Origin of the sequence: Clostridium manihotivorum (genome assembly GCF_004015185.1) — a bacterium.
In the GTDB taxonomy this organism is placed as follows: Bacteria; Bacillota; Clostridia; order Clostridiales; family Clostridiaceae; genus Clostridium_AR; species Clostridium_AR manihotivorum.
Map to the genome: position 1 here is coordinate 2796452 of NZ_CP025746.1, position 17078 is coordinate 2813529.

17 protein-coding genes are annotated in these 17078 nt (G+C 33.0%); 14 read left to right on the forward strand and 3 right to left on the reverse strand.

Annotation, left to right across the window (positions count from 1 at the left end):
* Nucleotides 1–76: 76 nt before the first annotated feature.
* Entirely contained in the window at nt 77–1498 is a 1422-nt protein-coding gene (gene murC / locus C1I91_RS12630) for a UDP-N-acetylmuramate--L-alanine ligase (RefSeq protein ID WP_128213208.1), read from the reverse strand.
* A 1047-nt stretch (nt 1499–2545) separates the two neighbouring features.
* On the opposite strand from murC, the gene C1I91_RS12635 reads away from it, so the two are divergent.
* The 13 genes from C1I91_RS12635 (at nt 2546) to C1I91_RS29390 (ending at nt 14939) form a co-directional block, all read left to right on the forward strand.
* Nucleotides 2546–3388: a D-amino acid aminotransferase gene (locus tag C1I91_RS12635; protein ID WP_128213209.1), complete on the forward strand. Its 843-nt coding sequence runs from the start codon at nt 2546–2548 to the stop codon at nt 3386–3388.
* Nucleotides 3389–3405: 17 nt separating this feature from the next.
* A complete protein-coding gene (locus tag C1I91_RS12640; RefSeq protein WP_128213210.1) occupies nt 3406–4518 on the forward strand; it encodes a DUF4392 domain-containing protein in 1113 nt (370 codons plus the stop codon).
* Between the two features lie 13 nt (nt 4519–4531).
* Nucleotides 4532–5317 carry a putative hydro-lyase gene (locus C1I91_RS12645; RefSeq protein WP_128213211.1) on the forward strand — a complete coding sequence of 262 codons (786 nt, stop codon included), beginning with the start codon at nt 4532–4534 and terminating at the stop codon, nt 5315–5317.
* A 243-nt stretch (nt 5318–5560) separates the two neighbouring features.
* A complete protein-coding gene (locus C1I91_RS12650) occupies nt 5561–5650 on the forward strand; it encodes a hypothetical protein (protein WP_128213212.1) in 90 nt (29 codons plus the stop codon).
* Between the two features lie 31 nt (nt 5651–5681).
* Nucleotides 5682–6386 carry a 5-oxoprolinase subunit PxpB gene (gene pxpB, locus C1I91_RS12655; RefSeq protein WP_128213213.1) on the forward strand — a complete coding sequence of 235 codons (705 nt, stop codon included), beginning with the start codon at nt 5682–5684 and terminating at the stop codon, nt 6384–6386.
* Nucleotides 6386–7387 carry a 5-oxoprolinase subunit C family protein gene (locus C1I91_RS12660; protein ID WP_128213214.1) on the forward strand — a complete coding sequence of 334 codons (1002 nt, stop codon included), beginning with the start codon at nt 6386–6388 and terminating at the stop codon, nt 7385–7387. The genes pxpB and C1I91_RS12660 overlap by 1 nt, the downstream gene beginning before the upstream one ends.
* A 484-nt stretch (nt 7388–7871) precedes the next feature.
* The gene (locus tag C1I91_RS12665; RefSeq protein ID WP_128213215.1) at nt 7872–9068 is read left to right on the forward strand and encodes a branched-chain amino acid ABC transporter substrate-binding protein; all 1197 of its coding nucleotides are present in this window, start codon (nt 7872–7874) and stop codon (nt 9066–9068) included.
* A gap of 185 nt (nt 9069–9253) precedes the next feature.
* Nucleotides 9254–10213 carry a branched-chain amino acid ABC transporter permease gene (locus C1I91_RS12670; protein WP_238475992.1) on the forward strand — a complete coding sequence of 320 codons (960 nt, stop codon included), beginning with the start codon at nt 9254–9256 and terminating at the stop codon, nt 10211–10213.
* A gap of 3 nt (nt 10214–10216) precedes the next feature.
* Complete coding sequence (locus C1I91_RS12675; RefSeq protein ID WP_128213216.1) at nt 10217–11440, forward strand: branched-chain amino acid ABC transporter permease; 1224 nt, start codon at nt 10217–10219, stop codon at nt 11438–11440.
* Between the two features lie 14 nt (nt 11441–11454).
* Nucleotides 11455–12234 (forward strand): ABC transporter ATP-binding protein, encoded by a 780-nt coding sequence (locus tag C1I91_RS12680; RefSeq protein ID WP_128213217.1) that lies wholly within the window; start codon nt 11455–11457, stop codon nt 12232–12234.
* Nucleotides 12235–12246: 12 nt separating this feature from the next.
* The gene (locus C1I91_RS12685) at nt 12247–12966 is read left to right on the forward strand and encodes an ABC transporter ATP-binding protein (protein ID WP_128213218.1); all 720 of its coding nucleotides are present in this window, start codon (nt 12247–12249) and stop codon (nt 12964–12966) included.
* 439 nt (nt 12967–13405) lie between these two features.
* A complete protein-coding gene (locus C1I91_RS12690; RefSeq protein WP_205694309.1) occupies nt 13406–14818 on the forward strand; it encodes a L,D-transpeptidase family protein in 1413 nt (470 codons plus the stop codon).
* Nucleotides 14805–14939 carry a hypothetical protein gene (locus C1I91_RS29390; protein WP_275051657.1) on the forward strand — a complete coding sequence of 45 codons (135 nt, stop codon included), beginning with the start codon at nt 14805–14807 and terminating at the stop codon, nt 14937–14939. Before C1I91_RS12690 ends, C1I91_RS29390 begins: the two co-directional genes overlap by 14 nt.
* A 150-nt stretch (nt 14940–15089) precedes the next feature.
* Here C1I91_RS29390 and C1I91_RS12695 read toward each other — a convergent pair whose 3' ends face one another.
* A complete protein-coding gene (locus tag C1I91_RS12695) occupies nt 15090–15626 on the reverse strand; it encodes an HXXEE domain-containing protein (protein ID WP_128213219.1) in 537 nt (178 codons plus the stop codon).
* A 208-nt stretch (nt 15627–15834) separates the two neighbouring features.
* Nucleotides 15835–16389, reverse strand: coding sequence for a TetR/AcrR family transcriptional regulator (locus C1I91_RS12700; RefSeq protein WP_238475993.1), 555 nt, complete (start codon nt 16387–16389; stop codon nt 15835–15837).
* 142 nt (nt 16390–16531) lie between these two features.
* On the opposite strand from C1I91_RS12700, the gene C1I91_RS12705 reads away from it, so the two are divergent.
* Nucleotides 16532–17059, forward strand: a complete 528-nt coding sequence (locus C1I91_RS12705; protein WP_128213220.1) for an HXXEE domain-containing protein — start codon at nt 16532–16534, stop codon at nt 17057–17059.
* The last annotated feature ends 19 nt before the right edge of the window (nt 17060–17078 follow it).

The following is a 17078-nucleotide window of genomic DNA, read 5'->3' on the forward strand; positions in this document are numbered from 1 at the left end:
TACAAATCACAAAGAATTGAAGAGGGATTTTATTAATTATAGTATTTAGTTAATCATATATTAATCAAGGTTTTACTTAGCGCTTTCCTTGTAATACATCAATAATTTGTCTAGACAGCTTATAAGAATTACCAGCACCAAAAACTATAATTATATCGCCTTTTTTTGCTTCACTATGGACAGTGCTACATATCTCCTCAGAGTTTTCTATATAGTCTGCTTTATTTTTATCTATTACACTACACATTTTATTCAAGTCAACAGGCTCTATATTTTTATAGGCTTCTCTGCCTAAGAATGGTTTTGTGATTATTACTCTATCAGCTTTTCTTAGAGCATCAGCGAATTCGTTGAAAAATAGCTTTGCTCTTGAAAGTTGATGAGGTTCAAAAACAGCAAAAACTTTTTTGCCAGGAAAGCTAAGTTTAATTGAGTCTAAGGTAGCTGCTACAGCAGTAGGGTGGTGAGCAAAATCATCAAAGATCTTTATATCCTCAATATCAGCCACTAACTCTAATCTTCTTCCTACTCCTTTAAAGCTTTTAAAGGAATTCTTGATGGAAGCTAAGTCAACTCCTAATTCTAAGGCAGTAGCTAGAACACCTAGAGAGTTTTCCACATTGTGCTTACCAATAAGACCAAGCTCAAAAATATCTTCTTTATCTCCATAGTTTAATCTAAAGGATGAATACTCAGGAGTGTTTGAAGTTAATTCTGCTTTATATTCTATGGCAAAAGGAAAGTCCAGTTTGTTATCTATATAATAACCGATGACTCTTACTTTTTCTTGCTCAAGCCAATCTTTTAGTTCGCATAGAATTTCTCTAATAGCTAAGCTGTCTTCGTTAACAATCAAAGTTTTTGGCCCTTTAAGTTTTTTTATGAAGTTCTTAAAAGAATTCTTTACATCATCGACATCCTTGAAGAACTCAGGGTGATCCATTTCTACGTTATTTATTACAGCTATTGAAGGACTGTAGTTTAAGAAGTTATTATTGAATTCATCAGCTTCACATACAAAGTAATTTGACTTTCCTAGTCTGTATCCACCACCCCAATTTTTAAAGGTAGTTCCAGCTTCAACGCTTGGGTCAATACCACCATTTTCTAAAACAAGCCCCATTAGAACTGTAGTTGTAGACTTACCATGAGTACCGGCGATAGAAACAACAAACTTATCCTTCTGAACATATTTTGCAGAAAACTCCTGCCAAGTCATTAGGATTCCTCTCTTCTTTGCTTCTACAATTTCTGGGTGATCAGGGGAGATATCTAAGATAGCAGGGGAGATAGCTAATATATCTATATCTGCTATGTGACTTACATCGTGACCTTTTATAAGATCTATATTATTATCTACCAATGCATCTTTATAATAACCTGATATGTTAAGGTCGCATCCAGACACATCAAAACCATAATTTTTTGCAAGAATTGCTATAGGTGCAGCTCCACTTCCGCATATACCCATAAAATGTACTTTAATTTTACGTTCCAATATAATCAACTCCTATTATCACACTGCTTAGACTAATATTATGATTTAGACTAAGGGTATTATTATTTTACTGAACATGAAAGTAGCCTATAAAGACGCACCATCTTATTCCAAAGTTATATTTTTAATATCTTTGCGCTATAATCTGCGAGAGCTTAAAAATAAATTCGGAATTTACGTTTTGCATATTTAGCTACTAAGTTTAAAATAAATCCTAGATTTGTACTATATAGGTATCCTTTACGGAAACTTAATTTATAAATGTTCGATAATACCAGTTTCTGGGGATTATAGGGCATGTATAAATTAATAGTTGAAGTTGGTTCCCTATATAAAGTAGGTTAGTAGTTTTACTAAATAGTTAAGGTAAATTAACTATGAAATTAGATTTACTTCAAATCAATTTATCTATAGCATAGATTATGTAATTCAACTAGTATATTATATATCTATTTCTAATATAAAGAATTAGTCTTTTATCCATAACAATTTCTTCATATACATTAAGAAAAAATACGTAAATATTTCTGATAGATTACCTCAATAGCATTTTGGCAATTAAACTAGAATCTATAAAACATCTTTAGAATATGTTTACTACATTACCTATTATAAACAAGCTAGGCTTATCTTAAACTATAATTTCAAAATAAGTATAACACGAATTTAGTATCAATTTCCAACCTAGCGATAATTTATGACAAATTTAAGTTAGCAACAAAGGCCCTAAGATATGAGAGACATCACGGTCCAAATAGTAGTAAGTATTAGAAATAAATGTTGAAAAAAATTTATAACTGGTATAATATTATATTAATATTTGAAACTCATACATATTTATACAGCAAGGGCGCTGTGTTAATAAGTATGAGTTATATTTTTATTCTTTTGAAAAAACTATATTTTAGATATATTTGAACATATAGTTTAAAAATATTAGAGGTAGTTAGAGAAAAAAAGTTATCCATAGTCTGTGAAAATATCCTTGCATATGTGTATATAAGTTACAGACAATAAAAATAAATAATAATTTAAGGGGGAATATTTATGGAAAATTTGGGATTTTACAATGGGGAGTATGACTTAATCGAGAATATGAAGATACCAATGAATGATCGTGTATGCTATTTTGGTGATGGGGTTTATGACGCTACTTATAGTAGAAATCATAAAATATTTGCATTAGATGAGCATATAGATAGATTTTATAATAGTGCAGGATTACTCTCAATTAAGATTCCTTATACTAAGGAAGAACTAAAGGATTTGCTTCAAGAGATGGTAAAAAAGGTTGACTGCGGAGAACAGTTTGTATATTGGCAGGTTACAAGAGGAACTGGCATGCGTAATCATATTTTTCCTGAAGAGAGCGTAAAGGCTAATATTTGGATAGTGCTTACACCACGCAATATTAAGGACATGTCAAAAAAGATAAGACTAATAACTATCGAAGATACAAGATTCTTACATTGTAATATAAAGACTTTGAATTTATTGCCAAGTGTTATGGCGGCTCAAAAAACTGAAGAAGCAGGCTGTGATGAGGCAATATTTCATAGAGGTGATAGAGTAACAGAATGTGCCCATAGTAATGTATCTATAATTAAAAATGGCATTTTTAAAACTGCACCAGCGGATAATTTGATTCTACCAGGTATTGCAAGGGCTCATATAATTAAAATGTGTAAGAGATTCAGTATTCCTGTAGATGAAACACCATTTACTTTAAAAGAGTTGATGGAAGCAGATGAAGTTATTGTTACAAGCTCTGGTCAATTTTGCATGAGTGCTTGTGAGATCGATGGAAAGCCAGTAGGTGGAAAAGCCTCTGAAATAGTTGAAAGATTGCAGAATGCTTTACTTGAAGAATTTTTAGAAGAAACAATATAGGGTTAGAGGTATTGTGTATGAATCAAAAAGAATTAACCATATTAAATGTAGGTGAGAATCTAGATAGTTTAATGAATTTAGATCCAAGAGGCTATGGAGTTTGTAGGATACTTTACAGCGCATCAAGAAAATACACTAAAGAGCCACTAACAACTAATAGTGCAAAGAAGCTAGAAAGTACACTAAAAGAGGGGGATTTGGTTTATATCATGACAGGGTTTGTTTTGTTACCCTTCAAAAAGGCTGAAATGGATGGTATAGTTAGTTCTCTTCTTCTAGCTAGAACTTTGGTAAAAGGCTTTAAGGTAAAACCTGTTATAGTGTGCCCGGAGGAAAATATTAAAGCTGTAGAAAATCTGGCCTATGTGATTGGACTACATTATCATGACAATATAGAAAGCCTAAGAGAATATCCGCTTTCTCTAGCATGTATCTCTTTTTCAAAGAATGAAAGGGAAGCTGAACTACAAGCTGAGGAGTTAATTTCAAAGTGGCTTCCTACTGCAGTTATAAGCATAGAATGTCCTGGAGCAAATGCACAAGGAGTGTACCATAATGCTGTGGGCTTAGACGTAAGCAGTTTAGAAGCAAAGCAGGATATATTATTTAACAAGTTAAAGAATAAGGGAGTTTTAAACATAGCAATTGGGGATCTTGGCAATGAGATAGGTATGGGAATCTTGAAGGAACACTTGGAAAAGTATGTTCCTTATGTTGCAAAAGGAAGCTGTAATTGCGGCTGCAATGGTGGAATACTAGCTAATACAAAAGCTGATAATATAATAACTGCAACGGTTTCTGACTGGGGATGCTACGGACTTATAGCAGCCTTAGCTTATTTGAAGAAGGACTTAAGCTTAATGCATACAAAAGAGATGCAGAAGGAAGCTATGATTACTGCCTCTAGAAGTGGGATGATAGACATGTATGGAGACTTAGTTCCAGCTATTGATGGCTGTGGGCTAGAGATGAATCTATCCATAGTTAGCCTGATGAGAGAAACCATAGATTCTGCCATGAGTTTGGAAAAAACTTGTGCCACATGGTTTGACAAAGTAATGGAGCTAGGATTTTACGAAAAAGCTGATGACTATGTTTATGAAGCTGAAAAGCTTCAAAATATAATTTAAGGTGGAGAAGCGTATGGATTATTCAACTATGAAGCCCTCAGAAGTTAGAAAACTAATAAGAGATGAAAAGATAACAAGTCCTACTGCTGGAATGTGTGATGGCTATGCCCAAGCTAATTTAGTAATATTACCTAAAGATCTAGCCTATGATTTTTTACTCTTTGCTCAAAGAAATCCGAAGTCTTGTCCCATTCTTGAAGTAAGTGATGTGGGGAATAGAAAGCTAAAGTATTTAGGGGAAGATATAGACATAACAACGGATATTCCTAAATATAGAGTTTATGAAGATGGAGTTTTAACCTGTGAGTGTACAGATATTAGTCATTTATGGAGACAGGATTTTGTAAGCTTCTTAATAGGCTGCAGCTTTTCTTTTGAAGGAGAGCTCCTTGAAGCACAGGTTCCTATAAGACATATAGAGGATAAATCTAATGTTCCTATGTATATCACTAATATAGATTGTATACCAGCGGGAGTGTTTAATGGGAAAATGGTGGTCAGTATGAGACCACTTTCCTATGATAAGATTGTAAAATCAGTTCTTGTCACTGGAGCTATGCCTAAAGTCCATGGAGCGCCAGTTCATATAGGAGACCCGTCTATTATAGGGATAAAGGACATAAATAAGCCTGATTTTGGTGACGCAGTAGCCATAAAACATGGAGAAGTACCGGTATTTTGGGCCTGTGGAGTTACCCCTCAAGCAGTGGTAATGAATGTGAAGCCAATAATAGCTATTACCCATGCACCAGGTCATATGCTTATAACTGATATAAAGAATATTGATTTGAAATACTGATATTAGTTCTAAATATGTACCAATCAAATCTCAGATCAATTTACAAACTACTGGCGTGTAACATAAGAATTTGAAAATATAAATTTTACTACCAAGTAGTACATCTATTCTTCAGGTAAAAATTACTTGATATCTCAATACTTAGATTAAAAATAAAGTTTTTGATGAATCTAGGAATCATTACCTTGGGATATTTCAACCTTGTATTGAGAAAGAAGCCTAAGGATTTATGGGGAACTACGTATGAACCTAATGATGGTTGACGTCACCCCTATAAAGGATGTTAAAATTGAAGATGAATTAACTTTAATCGGACAAGATGGTAATAAGTAAGGCGATAAAATGCTAATGTAGGTGATAAAGTATGGAGGAAGATAATATTAAGATATCCCAAATAACAGAAACTTCAGCTTTAATTGAGTTTGGGGTTAAAATCGATAAAGAGACAAATAGAAAGATAAGGCTATTTTGCCAATACCTCGATAAAAGCTCCTTTAAGGGCTTTATAGAATATGTTCCGTATTTCACTTCTGTATCTGTGGTTTACAATCCTCTATCAATTGGCAGTAGTGAACCTTTTGAGACAGTGAAATCAATATTAGAGGATATAATATCAAGAATTGATTTCAAGGTTCAGTATGAAGAGCACATTGTTGCAATCCCTGTTTGCTATGAAAAGGAATTTGCGCCAGATTTAGAGTATGTGGCAAAAGCAAACAATTTAACCATAGAGGAAGTGGTAGAAATTCATTCAAAAGGTGAGTATCTAGTTTATATGATTGGCTTTGCACCAGGTTTTCCTTATTTGGGAGGTTTGTCAGAAAAGATCCATACTGAAAGACGAAGCACTCCAAGAACGGTTATTCCAGCAGGTTCAGTTGGAATAGCTGGGAGTCAGACAGGGGTTTACCCTATTGAAACTCCTGGAGGGTGGCAGATAATTGGCAGGACTCCAATAAAGTTATTTGATTTAAATAGAGAGGAAAAGACACTTTTGAAGTGTGGTGATATAGCAAAATTTTATCCCATTTCCTATGATGAGTATAAACAATTAAAGGGGAATGAATAATGAAAATAACTGTATTAGCTCCAGGCCTTTTAACTACTGTCCAAGATGATGGAAGATTTGGCTATCAAAAACATGGAGTTATTGTTAGTGGTGCAATGGATATGTATTCTATGAAACTAGGCAATATTGCTGTGGGAAACAAGCCCAATGAAGGGGGGCTAGAAATAACTTTAGTGGGACCTTCTTTAAAGATAGAAAAAAACAATTTAATTTCAATAACTGGAGCTAATCTTTCACCTACTATCAATGATGAAAAAGTACCTATGGGAAGGCCTATTTTCTTAAAGGAAGACTCCATATTAAGGTTTGGAAGGTGTATAAGTGGCTGCAGGGCATATCTATCAATTGCTGGAGGCTTTAAGCTACAAACTATTATGAATAGTAAAAGCACCTATCTAAGAGGTAATTTAGGAGGCAAAGATGGAAGAGCACTTAAAAAAGATGATGTATTGGAAGTGGGAAATAAAAGCAAGCTCTCCTTAAATATAATCAAAAAGCTAGAAACAGCTCATAAGGGAAATAATTTTATTTATCCAAGCTGGTATCTTCATAGAGCTATCTATGAAGGCACAGGGCGAGAGTTAGTTAGGGCTTTTGAGGATAGACAATTTAAAAATCTTAGTGAAAAAAGTACTAATGATTTCTTTAGCCAGGATTTTACTGTAAATGCTAAGTCTGATAGAATGGGCTATAGACTAAATGGTCCTAAGTTAGAGATAAAGGAAAGCCTAGAAATGATATCAGAAGAGGTTTCCTTTGGAACAATTCAAGTTCCACCAGATGGTAATCCTATAATACTTCTTGCGGATAGAGCCACTGCAGGAGGATATCCTAAAATATCTCATGTAGCATCTGTTGATCTTTCAAGGTTGGTTCAGCTAAAGCCTTCTGATAAAGTAAGTTTTAAGAAAATAACTCTTAAAGAAGCAGAGAAGCTTTATATAGAACGAGAAGAGTATATAGAAAAATTGAGACTATCAATTAAATTGATGAGTTTATAACGCTCAACAACATTTATTTAACACATTTTAGAGTGGTGAAAACCTGAGGAGAAACCTCAGGTTTTTACTTTATATAAATGATTTATAATAAAATGCAATTAATACAAAATACATACAAAAAATGAGAAAAATATAGTTGATAGCGTTTACTCTGTGATAAATTGTCAATAAATCAGCTTAAAAACGATTTGTGTAATAATTGGAAATATATTAACATTTTAATATAGTTAATTGTCAGATAATTGCTGAAAAGTTTTCCGTGGTGCTTCAACATTCAGAAAATTACATATAGATAATGTTAGTAAGGCTAGCATAAATTAAACGAAAGCGATGGGGCTTCAGAGTTTATTTCTGATGCTTCATTGCTTTTTTACTATTTAGTCCAATTATAAAATTTATATTAGCTAGCCCTAACAATATAAAGGATTTATAACAGCTTAATAAGATTGACAATATAAAAATAAATAAATAGGGGGATAAAAGAATGAAAAAGAAATTATTGTTTTTAACAATGGCAACTGTGCTCACGACTACGATAGCAATGTCAGGGTGCGCAAAGGGGGGGAATTCTAGCAGTAATGGGGCTACTGTAAAGATTGCAAGTGTTTCACCTTTGTCAGGTTCACAAGCAGCAATAGGTGAATCTATAAAAAATGGGGCGAAGTTAGCATTGACTGAGAGAAGTGATGAGTTTAAAAAGCTTAATATTAATCTGCAATTTAGTCCTCAAGATGATCAGGCGGACCCTAAGGTAGGAGTTTCAGTAGCACAAAAGCTTATAGCAGATAAAGATGTTTTAGGAGTTGTAGGGCATTACAATTCTGGGGTTGCTATTCCTTCTTCAGAAATATATAAGAATGTAAATTTAGCAATGGTTTCTCCAGCTAACACTGCTGTTGCAGTTACTGAGAGAGGTTATGAGGATGTTAATCGTATATGTACAAGAGATGATGTTCAAGGTCCAGTAGCTGCAGATTTTGCCTTAAGTGATCTATCAGCAAAAACAGCCTTTGTAATTCATGATAAAACTACTTATGGTCAAGGCGTTGCCGACGAATTTAAAAAGAGATTTGCAGACAAAGGCGGAACTGTTGCTGGGTATGAAGGTATAACAGCTGGTGAGTCTGACTTCAGTGGTGTGTTAAATAAGGTTGCCCAAGTTAAGCCAGACGTTGTTTATTTTGGAGGCATGTACCCAGAAGGTTCTTTAATAATAAAGCAGATGAAGGAGAAGAACATCACTGCTAAGTTTATAGGACCTGATGGAATGGACTCTGCAGAAGTAGTTAAAATTGCAGGCGATAGCTCAAAGGGAGTTTATTATACAACGATGGCTGCAGATGTATCCTTAACAGATGCAGGAAGAGCTTGGGCAGAAAAGTATAAGAAAGAGTTCGGAAATCAACCTGAAAACTATGCAATATATGGTTATGATGCAATGAATGTTCTTTTAGATGGTTTAAAGAAGGCTGTACAAGACAATGGAAACAAGAAACCAACACAAGATCAAGTTACAAAGGCTGTTAGATCAATAAAGGGCTTTAAGGGAGTTGCTACAACAGTTACCTTCAATTCTAAAGGAGACAATGAAGATGCAGTTATGTTTATATCTCAATTTAAGGAAGCTAAATATCCGCCTTCAGTAATAAAGACTATAACTGCTAAGGATTATTTGAAATAGGAATTTAGAACAAAGTAGTAAAATTCAGCATTATATAAAGCTGTACCACTTAATGGACAAATTACTAGTTGTGAATACATCTTAAGCAAAAAAAGCAGTGCGTTATAAGTGGTACATCTTTATGAAGATAATTTTTATGAAGAGCTATGAATACATTTTTAAGTAATTTGAAAGGAAGTGAAGAAATGGAGAGTATGTTAAAAATGATTCCTCAACTTTTAGTAGATGGTCTAACTTTAGGGTTAGTTTATGCCATAGTTGCCTTAGGTTACACTATGGTTTATGGAATATTAGAGTTTATAAACTTTGCACACAGTGAAATATTTATGGTTGGAGCTTTTGCAGGAACAGAGGTGTTATTATTTGCACAAAGCGCTGGGGTTTTAGGCTCCATACCAGCTCCTCTTGCATTAATAATCGCATTGTTAATTGCTATGCTTATCAGCGGAACCTTAGGTGTTTTTATTGAAAGAGTGGCTTACAAACCCATTCGTAATGCACCAAAGCTTATTCCATTTATTTCGGCAATTGGAGTTTCATTCTTTCTCCAAGATTTTGTACGTTTAATAGAAGGCTTGGCAAGAAATGCTTTTTATCTAACAACTCCTACCATATTTAGTTCAAACATAAAGATATCAAATGGCCTTAACATACCTGTAAAAGTATTTTATATAGCAATAATTGCAGTGGTGATTATGGTTGGCTTAAATCTTTTTATATCTAAAACAAAATGGGGAAAGGCTATGAGGGCAGTTGCACAGGATCAATCTACCTCAAGTCTTATGAGTATTAATGTTGATAAAGTAATTTCTTTAACTTTTTTAATTGGAGCAGCACTAGGTGGGGCAGCAGGTACAATGTTCGCAGTTCAGTATTCTCTAGTAGATCCTTATATAGGCTTTATATTAGGGATGAAGGCATTTACAGCAGCGGTATTAGGAGGAATTGGAAATATACCTGGTGCCATGCTTGGTGGTGTTCTACTTGGAGTTATAGAAACCTTTGCCTCTGCCTCTCTAGGCGCATTAACTCATGGTGTACTAGGTGCAGAGTATAAGGATATTTTTGCTTTTGTAATACTTATAATTTTACTTTTATTTAAACCTGGTGGACTGCTAGGTCAAACTGTTGGAGAGAAGGTGTAGTTGATGAGAAAGTTATTAGGAAAATTACAATTTCCAGTTATTATTGCAGCACCAATACTTTTTCTTGTTTTTAGCAACTCTACAATTATATTTTTACTATATTTAGTTTCACTATTTGTTTTATATAAATGTGATTTGAAGCTTCCAATAAAGCTAGCTATAGCAGCTGCTAACCTTGTTGTAGTAATTCCTGTTATGGGGCACAGCAATACTTATTATTTGGATGTACTAACAGAGGTAGGAATTTATTCAGTATTAGCTGTTGGACTTAATATAGTTGTTGGCTTTGCAGGTCTTTTAGATCTAGGTTATGTTGGTTTTTACGCAACTGGTGCTTATGTTTATGCTATCTTTGCATCAACTCAAGCTAGTGGCTTTATGGGTAAGTCTTGGAGCCCCATTTCAGGCAACTATTTTTGGCTGTTCCTAATAATAGGAATGATTGTAGCAGCTGTTGTAGGAGTTCTGCTAGGGCTTCCAGTATTAAGATTAAAGGGAGATTATCTAGCTATTGTTACCTTAGGCTTTGGAGAAATTATAAGAATCCTTCTTAATAATATGGATAAACCGGTAAATATAACAAATGGACCAAAGGGAATAGTTCCTATTTCACCACCAAAACTATTTGGCATTACCTTAAATAAACCTATTCATTTTTACTTTATTGTACTTGTAGTCTTGATGCTAACCATAGTAATAGTGAATAGACTAAACAACTCAAAGATAGGAAGAGCTTGGAGTGCAATAAGGGAAGATGAATTGGCTGCAAGAACTATGGGGATTCCTCTTGTAAAGATGAAGTTATTTGCTTTTGCTTGTGGAGCAGCTTTTGCAGGTATGATGGGGGTAATATTTGCGGCAAAACAAAACTTTATTGATCCATCCAGCTTTGGATTTATGGAATCTATAGGTATACTTGCAATGATACTTTTAGGTGGTATGGGTAGTATAGCTGGTGTGATAACAGGCGCTACAGCGGTAGTGGTACTGCAGCTTCAAATATTAAAATCACTGTCTGGCTACCTAGGTGACTTATCTAATGCAGGTATTATAAATCTTCCGTCACAACTGGATCCTGCAAAATATGAGAAATTAGTTTTTGGCTTGATACTTATAATTATGTGTATAATCAGACCAAAAGGAATCCTACCAGCCAAGAGAAAACTTCATCTTGCAGGCAAAAAGATATTCGGTATCGTGAAGAAAGAGAAACAATCATTAGTATAAAGGAGGTATAGTATATGTCATTATTAGAGATAAAAGGCCTAAGCAAGCATTTTGGAGGATTAATAGCGGTGGATGCTGTTGATTTGGAAATAGAAAAAGGTCAAATTGTAAGTGTAATTGGTCCAAATGGTGCAGGAAAAACTACTTTCTTTAATATGATAAGTGGTCTATATGTTCCAGATGGAGGAGATATAATATTCGATGGCAAAAAGATTAATAAGCTCACTCCTGAGAAGGTTGCTAGTCTTAGGATTTCTAGAACCTTTCAAAATATAAGGCTTTTTCCAGAGATGCTCACCGTTGAAAATATAATGGTAGGAATGAATATAAATATACCTTATAAAATAACAGATGTAATTTTTAAAACTAAAAGATTGAAAAGCGAAGAGGGGAAGGCTTACTCTGAAGCCTTAAAGCTACTAGAATATGTTGGACTTAAGGGAAAAGAGCAGGAACTTGCAAAAAGTCTTCCCTATGGTGATCAAAGAAGGTTAGAAATAGCAAGGGCTCTGGCAATAAAACCTAAACTGATACTGCTAGATGAACCAGCAGCAGGTTTAAATCCAAAGGAAACAGAAGAAATGAAGCATTTTATATTGAAGGTAAGAGAGGATTTTGGCTGCTCTATTTTACTTATAGAACATGATATGAAGCTTGTAATGGGGTTGTCAGATAAGATAGCGGTTATAAATTATGGGGTGAAAATAGCAGAGGGTAAGCCAGAAGCTATAAAAAATAATAAAGAAGTAATCAAGGCTTACCTTGGTGAGGAAAAAGAAGAGGTAATAGCATAAGGGGTGAAAAATATGTCCAAGGATGAAGTAGTGCTGAAATTAAAAGACGTGAATACTTATTATGGGAGTATTCATGCACTTAAAGATGTTTCCTTTGAAGTTAAAAAGGGTGAGATTGTTACCCTAATAGGCAGTAATGGTGCTGGAAAAAGTACAACTCTAAGAACAATTTCATCCATAGTAAAACCAAGAACTGGTGAAGTTTATTTCGAAGATAAAATAATAAATACTCTTCCAGCTCACAAGATTTCTGCACTTGGTATAGCGCATGTACCAGAGGGGAGAAAGATATTTCCAAGGATGACGGTTGAAGAAAACCTAGAGATGGGTGCTTTTAGGTTCAAAGATAGTAATAAGATAAAGAAGAGTATAGAAGGTGTATACGAGATATTCCCAAGATTAAAGGAAAGGGAAAAACAAAAAGGCGGAACTCTAAGTGGAGGAGAGCAGCAAATGCTTGCTATAGGACGTTCACTTATGTCAGAGCCGTCTATTCTTATAATGGATGAACCTTCTATGGGGTTAGCCCCCTTAATGGTAGAACTAATCTTTGATATAATAAAAAAGTTAAATTCAAATGGTATGACCATACTTCTTGTAGAACAAAACGCAAATAAAGCCCTAAAGATTGCAAGCAGAGGCTATGTACTTCAAACAGGTTCTATAATATTAGAAGGAACCGGAAAAGAACTATTAAAAAGTGATATGGTTCGGGAAGCTTATCTAGGGTAGAAGACCTATAGTTATTTTGCTATTCTGTAGCATATAGGGCCTATTGTAATAAGAACTGATTTATATATTCTCGGAAAACAGCTTTATATTTTTAATATGTTATCTTTATGCTCAGGCTATACTTTAACTTAAGGTTAGAGTATAGCCTAAAAAATTGCAGTAAAGATGTGCAACTATTAGTTTTAAAATCAAAAATACAAACATATTATAAAGTGTTACTAAAATACTAGCTACTTATTCTTAAGGCTTTGTTAAAGTACCATGTTGAAATTAAACATAGCCATTCTTAAAAATGTATATTACCCAACAGTGTAGTTTTAATATGCTGCTTTAAAAGAACATTTATAGTTTCAAAGCTTGCTATGATAAACATAGGGATTTTGGGAAAAAGTAATTGCTAGATTAATAAAAAGTATTTTTGGTGAAGGATATAAAGGGTATGCGTAAAATCAATATTGGGAAGATAAATATACAGGAACTTTTTAAAAGGAAGCTCACAGGAAATATAGTAATTGGTATATCAGTGGTTATATTAATATATTTGCTAGTTTCCATATACTTTGCTGGACATTTCTTTTTTAACACCACAATAAATGGAGTAGATGTGTCTCTAAAGGCTCATGATCAAGTTAAAGATATAATCAAAAGTAGTGTTAAGAACTATAAGCTTAAGCTGATTGAAAGAGAAGGTTTCACCGAAGAAATAGATGGACGAGCTATAAATTTGAAATATAATGAAAAAAGTAGTCTATCAAGCATTTACCGCAGTAAGAATTCATTTAAATGGGGACTTTCGATTTTTAAAGCTCAAAAGTATCTGGTAGAGGATTTGTTTGTGTATGATAAGTTAAGCTTAGACAATAGGATAAATCAATTAAACTGTCTAAATAAAGATGTAATAGAACCTAAGAATGTTGCTTTTAAATATGTAGATGGCTCCTATGAATTAATTAAAGAAGTTGAGGGAAACAAGATAGATAGAGCTAAATTTCATAAATCAGTGGAAAGCAACATAATAGCTGGCGTTAAAAATATCGATTTAAATAAGTGTCCTTGCTACGAAAATCCAAAGTATACTCTAAAATCTGATAAAACAGAGAAGACAAAAAAACTGCTTGATATCTATGTATCAACAAAAGTTACCTATCTCCTAGGAGATAAGACTGAAGTTTTGGATGGAAGTACCATAAACCAATGGGTTTCAGTGAATGAAGATCTAGATGCCATATTAGATGAAAAAGCTGTAAATGAATATGTGAATAGCCTAAGTAAAAAATACGATACGGTAGGAACTCCAAGAAAGTTTAAGACTTCCATAGGTAAGACTTTAAACATAGGTGGCGGATTCTATGGCTGGAAGCTTAATAAAACTGCTGAAGTAAAAGCACTTCTAGCCAGTATAAAAACTGGTAAGAAAATAGAACGTGAGCCTATATATACACAAAAGGCTGTAACAAGAGGTGAAAATGATATAGGTGATACCTATGTGGAAATAAATATAACAAGGCAGTATCTTTGGTTTTATAAAGATGGAAAGCTAATAACCCAAGGAGATGTAGTAACGGGCAATCCTAACAGGGGCAATGCAACAAGCCTTGGAATATACATGCTTAATTATAAACAAAAAGGATCTACCTTAAGAGGAGAAAACTATGAATCAGACGTGACTTATTGGATGCCCTTCAATGGTAATATAGGAATACACGATGCTAGCTGGAGATATTCCTTCGGAGGAGATATTTATAAGAATAATGGAACTCATGGTTGTGTAAATGCTCCGCTATATTTGGCAAAGACTATCTTTGAAAATATAGAACCTGGAACTCCTATAATATGTTATGAAGAAAACTAAGTTTAAAAAAGAACAATTAAATAGTAAAAGTAAGGTTGCTTCAAAATTTGTGGTTGATTTTGAAGCAGCCTTATTTATTGTAAAAAAGTATAAGTTTCTTTATCTAAACATAATAAGATGAAGTGCTAATAACAGCTTGTAAGGTCATAATATAGAAAATATATATTCATCTATAAAATAATTATATTGTTAAAGTTATATCTACCAATGAATTTATAATCAGAATTATAATGTACTTAAAGGCAACCCAAAATAGTATAAGTAAAACTTTCTAAGGAGTATTAACTTTATATTTTCCTAACCATAAGTTAAAATATTCTATGGCCTTATGAAGAATATATATAATTGCTAGCATAAAGGCTGTACTAACAAGTACTGAAATTATTTGAGTATGTGTGTTGAAGTTGGATAAAATATTAAACTTAATTTTGTATTCGATGAAGAAACAAAGAGGAAGGAAGAGTACACTAGTTAATACTCCAGGCACGTACCTTTTGAAGTTTATACACATTATGATGTGAAGTATAAGATGTATAACAAAGGCGGTAAATAAGCCAAACCATGAAATAAAGCTGTTAGACAAATAAGAGATAATAGTAAGTGCAGATATGATTAGGAATTCTATAGCAACTCCAAAGGCTATTGAAGCTGTAGAACCTTTAAAGTTATATGGTATGAATTTACCAGGTCTACTGGCTATATATTGCTTATTTTTTTCTTGCCAAGCATTGATCATTAAGATTTCTTCAAAGTCATGAAGCATAAATAGTATAGGAAAAAGCCAAATCATAGTAAATAAAGTTCTCATAAATATTACCTCCAATAATTTGAAATAAGTGACTCACTTGTGACACTTTGTGATTATTAGTATAATATTTACAACTATAGAAATCAATAGCTTCAAATCAAGTGCTACAAATAAGTGTAAGTGTGACATCTGTACATCTATAACAACCTTAATAGAGGCAACTACTTTAAAAAAACAGTTTTCTTTTTGTTTAAGCAAACCATGAATTCTAAAGTCCCTTTGAAAAATTACGGATTGCCTTGCTTAGTATCTTGGACATTTCTTGTGGAGATTCTCTATCTTCATGATCTATCCAATTTGATAATACATTCCACATACCACCTATATTATAAAAGCTTATATAGTCTTCTTCTGCTTGATTATCATAATCGTGCCACTGTACGTTTGGAATGGTATTAAAGTAAGGGATAAATAAATTTACTTGTTCCATAAGGGAGTAAAATAAATGGTTTTTCTTAAATAGCTTTAACTCTTCTAGATGGTTATTCCAAAAAGAAAAATAGACAATAAATACATTTGAAATATTTAAATTTTTTACTTGTTTAAGTTCATCCAGGTATTCTTTAAATAAATAGTCAGCATACTCAGTTAATAAATCATCTTTTACATTAAAATTTCGATAGAAAGTTCTTCTAGATAATTGTGCCTTGTCAGCTATTTCTTTCACTGAGATACTTGAGTAAGGCTTTTCTTTCATTAATTCTACTAATGCTTCCACTAACCATTTTTTTGATTGTTCAGCAATTGGATTTGTTTTTTTCAATTTAATAACCTCCTAAAGTGTCACGTTTTATTATATATGTAGCACTTGTTCCAATAGTATTGATATTGCTCTTAAATGTATTATACTATATTTGGAACTAGATGTCTCATGTGTGACATATTATATTAAGGAGTTGATTTATATGAATAGTATGAATTCTATTGCATGGCTATTGCCAATTATTTTTATGCTTCATGACTTTGAAGAGATAATCTTAATAAAGGTATGGAGGAAGAGGTATCAGTACGATCTTGAAGCCTGCACAATGAAAAAGAAGCCTTACGCAGACTTTAGAAGTACTGATGAGTTTTCTATCGGAGTGGAAATATTATTTTTTATACTTTCTATTATTACCTTAGTCTCTATTATTTTTAATAACTATTATCTTTGGTATGGATTTTTGTTTACTGTAACAGCGCATTTTATTACAGCACATTTTAAACTATCTTTAAACTTTAAAAACTATGTTCCTGGCTTAGTGACAGCTATTATATTTCTGCCTATAAACATTTATATATTATATATTTCAACTAAATTATTAAAGTTCAATGTAATTGAAATAATAGGCTCTTGTGCATTTTCTGGTGTATTAGGTTTTATACTTTTTATTACACTTAAAAATGCAGAAAAGAACTTTGAAAGATTACTTATTAAATTCTCAAATAAATAAAAAATTATGGAGGGAAAAT